Origin of the sequence: Methylobacter sp., assembly GCF_004322395.1 — a bacterium.
Taxonomy (GTDB): domain Bacteria; phylum Pseudomonadota; class Gammaproteobacteria; order Methylococcales; family Methylomonadaceae; genus Methylobacter_A.
Genome location: NZ_SCTW01000018.1, coordinates 1 through 6000, shown reverse-complemented (window position 1 = coordinate 6000; position 6000 = coordinate 1). Strand labels below are relative to the sequence as shown.

Sequence of the window (6000 nt, the reverse complement as noted above, 5' to 3'; positions counted from 1 at the left end):
CTTTTCTTTGGTTACTTTCTTTTCGACTGCACGGATGCAGGAGGTAGAGCAATGCATGGAGCAATTGCCGAGAGCAACGCAGGAGCAGTTGCCGAGGCGACGCAAAAGAAAGTAACTCGCCCTCGGGTGCGAGAACCCGATTCAAATAACGTCGCGGTAGAGCGACACTTTAAATAATAAAAAATGTTGATGCAGTCTAAATCCGAGCAACTGCGTAACATCAGTAATTAAATCAATGACTGACTGATTTGATTATAAGCATCAGGTATTAATTAAGTGGTACTAACATGGTTTTTTGTGTTATGTAAGCTATATTAGGATGTACGTTTCTATTTAACTGACGTTTGATAATAATAAACTGGCAAATAAGTACGTTAAAAATTACAAATACTTAATAAGCCAAATAATTAACTGAGGAAGAATAATGAAGAGAAAAGATATAGTTCCGACAAGTCAGGAACGAATGATGCGGGAAAATGATTTCATAGTTTCCAAGACTGACCTGACTGGACGGATTATTTATGGAAATGAAATTTTTATCGAGTTTTCGGGATACCAAGAGCACGAACTTCTGGGCAGTCAGCACAACATCATTCGCCATCCTGATATGCCGAGAGCGGTGTTTAAGTTGTTGTGGGACTATTTGGCGGAAGATAAGGAAATCTTTGCTTACGTTAAAAACATGTCAAAAGATGGCGGATTTTACTGGGTGTTTACCCATGTCGCCCCGATGAAAGACAAAAACAAACAGAAGATCGGTTACAGTTCGGTGCGCCGTATGCCAAATCCCAAGGCCATTCCGATTGTGACGGATGTGTATCGAGCCATGCTGGATGCCGAGCGGAACGCAGGACCGAAGGACGCTATGGCGGCTTCAGGAGCCGTACTGGGCAATGTATTAAAAGACAAAGGCGTTACTTACGAGGAGCTGATCAATGTATTGCAGTCGCTTTAAGAATAATGAATCTGCCGCATTAGCGGCTGTTGCTGTTGCATGGCTCGGCTCGCTGATTTACGTATGGATGCCGGTTCTGAACGGGGCTGACGTAAATGTGCTTATGCCTTCTTTGTTGACGGTTGGATCAGTCTTATCTATTGTTTTGTGGCGCCAGTCAAGAATAGCCGATCAAAAGTTGCTGGAACAATTACTCAGAGTAAGTCAGGAATGGCGGCAAGGATCTGTAGACGTACGGCTTACTTATATCGGTGGAAAAGAAAGACCGCTTCAAAAGCTTGCTTGGGCGTTGAATGATCTAATGGACCAAGTGGAAACGGCTCAGGTGGATATGCATTACTCCATGGCTTACGTTATATATGGCGATTTTACTCGAAAGAGCTATCCACAAGGATTACACGGCGGTTTTGCAACAGCTCTAAAACAGCTTAACGCAGTCGCAAAAACGCTCTCTATCACCACAGCAGCCATCACCGAGCTTATGAACGCGATAGCTAAGGGTGATTTTAATAAAAAAGTTAGTGTTAATGTCGAAGGCGAATACAGGCTTGCGGTACAGCATGCGATGGAAGCAATGGAGTCTATGCAATCCATGTTGGGCGATGTGGGCAAAGTTATGGGCTGTGTTGCCCAAGGCGACATCAGTCAACGTGTCCAGGCCGAAGGATACGGCGATCTTGGCAAATTAAAAGACGATATTAATCTTTCTCTTGATGCTCTGGGTAGTCTGGATGATATATCGATTATTGCGAGCGCATTATCCGAAGGCGATCTGACTCAAACTATCAGCAAGAACTATCCAGGTACTTTTGGCGCAGTGATCGCCAGTATGAATGGCACGGTAGAAAATCTTAGAGGTTTGGTAGGAGAAATTCAGGATTCCACGATCAGTATTAACACTGCTGCCAAAGAAATTGCTGCCGGTAACAATGACTTGTCGCATCGTACCGAAGAGCAGGCCGCCAGTTTGGAACAAACGGCAGCCAGTATGGAAGAGCTTACTTCTACTGTGCAATTGAATGCCAAAAGCGCCCAATATGCCAATCAACTTGCTGTCGGCGCAACTGATATTGCGGGTAAGGGGGTCGCAGTGGTCGAGCAGGTTGTAACGACTATGGAAGACATTAATGAATCCTCGCGCAAGATTGTGGATATTATCTCGGTGATTGACAGTATTGCCTTTCAGACCAATATTCTTGCTTTGAACGCTGCAGTTGAGGCGGCGCGTGCCGGTGAACAGGGCCGAGGTTTTGCTGTAGTGGCTGGGGAAGTGCGCAATCTTGCTCAACGCGCAGCCGCAGCCGCAGGAGAAATAAAAAGTTTGATTGGCGATTCGGTAGAAAAAGTTGAGGACGGCACTAAACTGGTTGCTCAGGCTGGGAAAACCATGGAAGAAATTGTTGGCGCCATTCGCGGCGTTACTGTCATTATGTCCGAGATTAGAACCGCTTCGGTAGAGCAAACTTCCGGCATCGAACAGGTTAACCAGGCCATCGGACAAATGGATGAAGTGACCCAGCAAAACGCAGCCCTGGTAGAGCAGGCTGCGGCTGCGGCGGAATCGCTGGAAGAACAGGCGCAAAACTTATCGGTTACGGTAGGGCGCTTTACTGTCGATAGCGATTCAAACAACTTGCAAAGCCCTGCCCGTATAACGCCAAAAGTCAATACAAGCTCAACACCGGCCAGGGCAAAACCCCAGTTACAGCCCGTTGGTGGCGGTAGCGAGGAATGGGAGGAATTTTAAGTGGGTTATCTGTTAACTCTGCGGCCGAATAAGCCCGTTTGAGCGCAAGCGCTTACCGCGGCGTATTTTGCAGTTCTTAAGATACGCCGGAAACGTCAGGTTTTGTGCTGTACTTTCTGTTTAAGCAGTCTTCAGGTTATAATAACATCCTATACTACTAAGCCCTGATCTATTGCCCCGGGCTTTTTTCATTATTGTCAAGGTGGTTTTAGCGCCGCCGTTCCTTCCCAATAAAATCAAAAGCGGGTTTTTATAATCGGGGGCATAGCCTCAGCGATCTTTAGATGATTTAACTATTTAACATATGACACAAAAACTTTATATTCAAACCAACGGTTGCCAGATGAACGAGTATGATTCCGATAAAATGCGGGACGTGCTCAATGCCTCGCATGGATTTGAATTGATTGACGACCCCAAACAAGCCGATGTCTTATTACTGAATACGTGTTCGATACGCGAGAAAGCGCAGGAAAAAGTTTTTTCGGCTTTGGGTAAATGGCGCAAGATTAAAGATAAACGTCCAGACGTAATTATCGGTGTCGGCGGCTGTGTCGCCAGCCAAGAAGGTGCGGCTATCCAAAAGCGCGCGCCGTTTGTGGATATCGTGTTCGGGCCGCAAACCTTGCATCGTTTGCCTCAGTTGTTGGATCAAGCGCGTAGCCACCTAAAACCCGTGGTCGATGTCTCCTTTCCCGAAATAGAAAAATTCGATGCATTGCCGGAACCCAGGGCGGAAGGCCCAAAAGCCTTTGTGTCGGTGATGGAGGGTTGCAGCAAGTATTGTACGTTTTGTGTCGTGCCTTATACGAGAGGTGAAGAAATCAGCCGCCCGGTGGATGACGTAATTGCTGAAATTACTGCATTGGCCAAACAAGGTGTGCGGGAAATCAATCTGCTAGGCCAAAACGTTAATGCTTATCGCGGCGTGATGGATGATGGCGACATCGCCGATTTTGCTTTATTGCTGCATTATGTGGCGGCGGTGGAAGGCATTGATCGCATTCGTTTTACCACTTCGCACCCCATGGAATTTACCGATGATCTTATTGAAGCCTTTGCCGAAATTCCGCAGTTAGTCGACCACTTGCATTTGCCGGTACAAAGCGGCAGCGATCATATCTTAAAAATGATGAAGCGCGGACATATACGTGCCGACTATCTTGAAATTATCCGCAAGTTGCGAGCAGTGCGGCCCAATATTTATTTATCATCTGATTTTATTATCGGCTTTCCAGGCGAAACCGATGCCGAGTTTGAAGAAACCATGTCTTTCATTGAAGAAGTCGGCTTCGATTTATCTTTCAGTTTTGTTTATAGTCAGCGTCCTGGGACACCAGCAGCGGATTTGCCGGATGATGTACCCGCAGAAGTTAAAAAACAGCGCTTGGAACGTTTCCAAAATCGCATCAATGAAATGACGGCGGCCATTTCAGAAAGCATGATCGGTACCGTGCAGACTGTTTTGGTTGAAGGACAATCTAAAAAGAATCCGTTGCAAATGCAGGGCAGAACAGAGAATAATCGGGTCGTTAACTTTATAGGGCATCCCCGGCTGGCCGGACAGTTTGTCGACGTGCTAATTGCCGAGGCTTTACCCAATTCTTTACGAGGTAGAATAGTCGATGCTTCAGTTGATAAAATTGTCGGTAATAATTGATTTATGATTTCACAAGAAATTTCCCTAGCGCCTGCCGATAACGGCAGGTTATCTAATTTTTGCGGCCAGTTTGATGCGCATCTGCGACAGATTGAGTCGCGTCTTCAGGTAGAGATCGCCAATCGCGGCAATCAGTTTAAGGTGACGGGCTTAGATAATTCAGTAAAGGCGGCCTGCGCCGTTATGCAGAAATTATTCGCCAGTACGGAAAAAGAACAGCTGACCTCCGAACTTGTGCACTTAGCCATGCAGGATTCATCCATTGATGAGCTATTGGATGCTCCGGTAACATCATCCGCACAAAATGTAAGTATAAAGACAAAATGCGGGATGATTAGGGGCCGAGGGGCTAACCAGCAAGAATATCTGAGAAAAATTATGACTCATGATATAAATTTTGGCGTGGGGCCTGCCGGAACCGGAAAAACTTATCTGGCGGTCGCTTGCGCGATTGAAGCCTTGCAAAGCGAAAAAGTCAGGAAAATTATTCTGGTGCGCCCGGCGGTAGAGGCTGGCGAGAAACTAGGCTTTTTACCCGGTGATATGGCGCAAAAAGTCGATCCTTATTTACGGCCTTTATATGATGCATTATATGACATGCTCGGTTTTGAGCGGGTTGAGAAAATGATCGATAAAGGCATTATAGAGGTTGCGCCGTTAGCTTTTATGCGCGGCAGGACGCTCAACGATGCTTTTATTATTCTGGATGAAGCGCAAAATACCACCATCGAGCAGATCAAAATGTTCCTTACTCGCGTGGGCTTCGGATCGACAGCCGTGGTAACCGGCGATGTCACCCAGATCGATTTGCCTTCGGAAAAAATGTCCGGTTTACGGCATGTACTTGAAGTGTTAAAAAAGGTTGAAGGCATCAGTTTTACCTTTTTCGACGCGCGTGATGTGGTTAGGCACCCTTTAGTGCAACGCATTGTTTGCGCTTATGAAGCTTATGAGAAAGCAAACAAGGCCGAGTCGTGAATCAAATTGAAATCCAAACTGTTTTTGAATCGGCAGGCCAGCCGAATCAACAACAAATCCAGCTTTGGATTGATACAGCATTGGATGATTGTGATCAGGACACCGAGATTGTAGTGCGTATCGTTGATGAGCAGGAAAGCGCCGAGCTTAATGAGCAATATCGCCATAAATCAGGTCCGACCAATATTCTTAGTTTTCCGGCTGACTTGCCTGAAGGCGTCGAGCTGGACTTGCTGGGCGATTTGGTAATATGTGCTCCGGTCATGGAAAAAGAAGCCCTGGAACAAAATAAGATATTGGCGCATCATTGGGCGCATATCATTGTGCATGGAGTGCTGCATTTGTTAGGCTATGATCATCTCGACGAGCCGCAAGCCGAGCTTATGGAAAACAAGGAAATAGTTATTTTAAACAAATTACATATAAACAATCCGTATATAGAGGTGAATAAATGAGTGATGAACAACCCCCAAGTAGAAACTCCCCACAGAAAAGTTGGGTCGATAAAATCAGCCAACTACTGACTGGGGAGCCGCAAGACCTAGATGATTTACTTGAGATATTAAGAGAAGCACGGGAAAAACGCTTATTAGATACGGATGCTTTGGCTATGATTGAAGGCGTTTTGCAGGTTTCCCAAATGCGGATCAGGGATATTAT

The 6000-nt window shown here is 46.0% G+C and carries 5 protein-coding genes and 1 pseudogene; all 6 read left to right on the top strand.

The window, feature by feature from the left end; all coding sequences use genetic code 11:
• Nucleotides 1-424 precede the first annotated feature (424 nt).
• Entirely contained in the window at nt 425-955 is a 531-nt protein-coding gene (locus EPO18_RS03080) for a PAS domain-containing protein (RefSeq protein WP_292430367.1), read from the top strand.
• Entirely contained in the window at nt 936-2702 is a 1767-nt protein-coding gene (locus EPO18_RS20670; protein ID WP_363331472.1) for a methyl-accepting chemotaxis protein, read from the top strand. Before EPO18_RS03080 ends, EPO18_RS20670 begins: the two co-directional genes overlap by 20 nt.
• A gap of 304 nt (nt 2703-3006) precedes the next feature.
• Nucleotides 3007-4362 (top strand): tRNA (N6-isopentenyl adenosine(37)-C2)-methylthiotransferase MiaB, encoded by a 1356-nt coding sequence (gene miaB / locus EPO18_RS03070; RefSeq protein WP_292430364.1) that lies wholly within the window; start codon nt 3007-3009, stop codon nt 4360-4362.
• Between the two features lie 3 nt (nt 4363-4365).
• Nucleotides 4366-5340 carry a PhoH family protein gene (locus EPO18_RS03065; RefSeq protein ID WP_292430362.1) on the top strand — a complete coding sequence of 325 codons (975 nt, stop codon included), beginning with the start codon at nt 4366-4368 and terminating at the stop codon, nt 5338-5340.
• The gene (gene ybeY / locus EPO18_RS03060; protein WP_292430358.1) at nt 5337-5795 is read left to right on the top strand and encodes an rRNA maturation RNase YbeY; all 459 of its coding nucleotides are present in this window, start codon (nt 5337-5339) and stop codon (nt 5793-5795) included. The genes EPO18_RS03065 and ybeY overlap by 4 nt, the downstream gene beginning before the upstream one ends.
• Nucleotides 5792-6000: pseudogene (locus tag EPO18_RS03055) on the top strand (magnesium/cobalt efflux protein); the annotation flags it as partial. The gene ybeY and the pseudogene EPO18_RS03055, both read left to right, overlap by 4 nt.

What these genes read in the sequence shown, in the direction of transcription:
- EPO18_RS03080 (WP_292430367.1), top strand. Translation starts at nt 425, where the DNA reads ATGAAGAGAAAAGATATAGTTCCGACAAGTCAGGAACGAATGATGCGG.
- miaB (WP_292430364.1), top strand. Translation starts at nt 3,007, where the DNA reads ATGACACAAAAACTTTATATTCAAACCAACGGTTGCCAGATGAACGAG.
- EPO18_RS20670 (WP_363331472.1), top strand. Translation starts at nt 936, where the DNA reads ATGTATTGCAGTCGCTTTAAGAATAATGAATCTGCCGCATTAGCGGCT.
- EPO18_RS03065 (WP_292430362.1), top strand. Translation starts at nt 4,366, where the DNA reads ATGATTTCACAAGAAATTTCCCTAGCGCCTGCCGATAACGGCAGGTTA.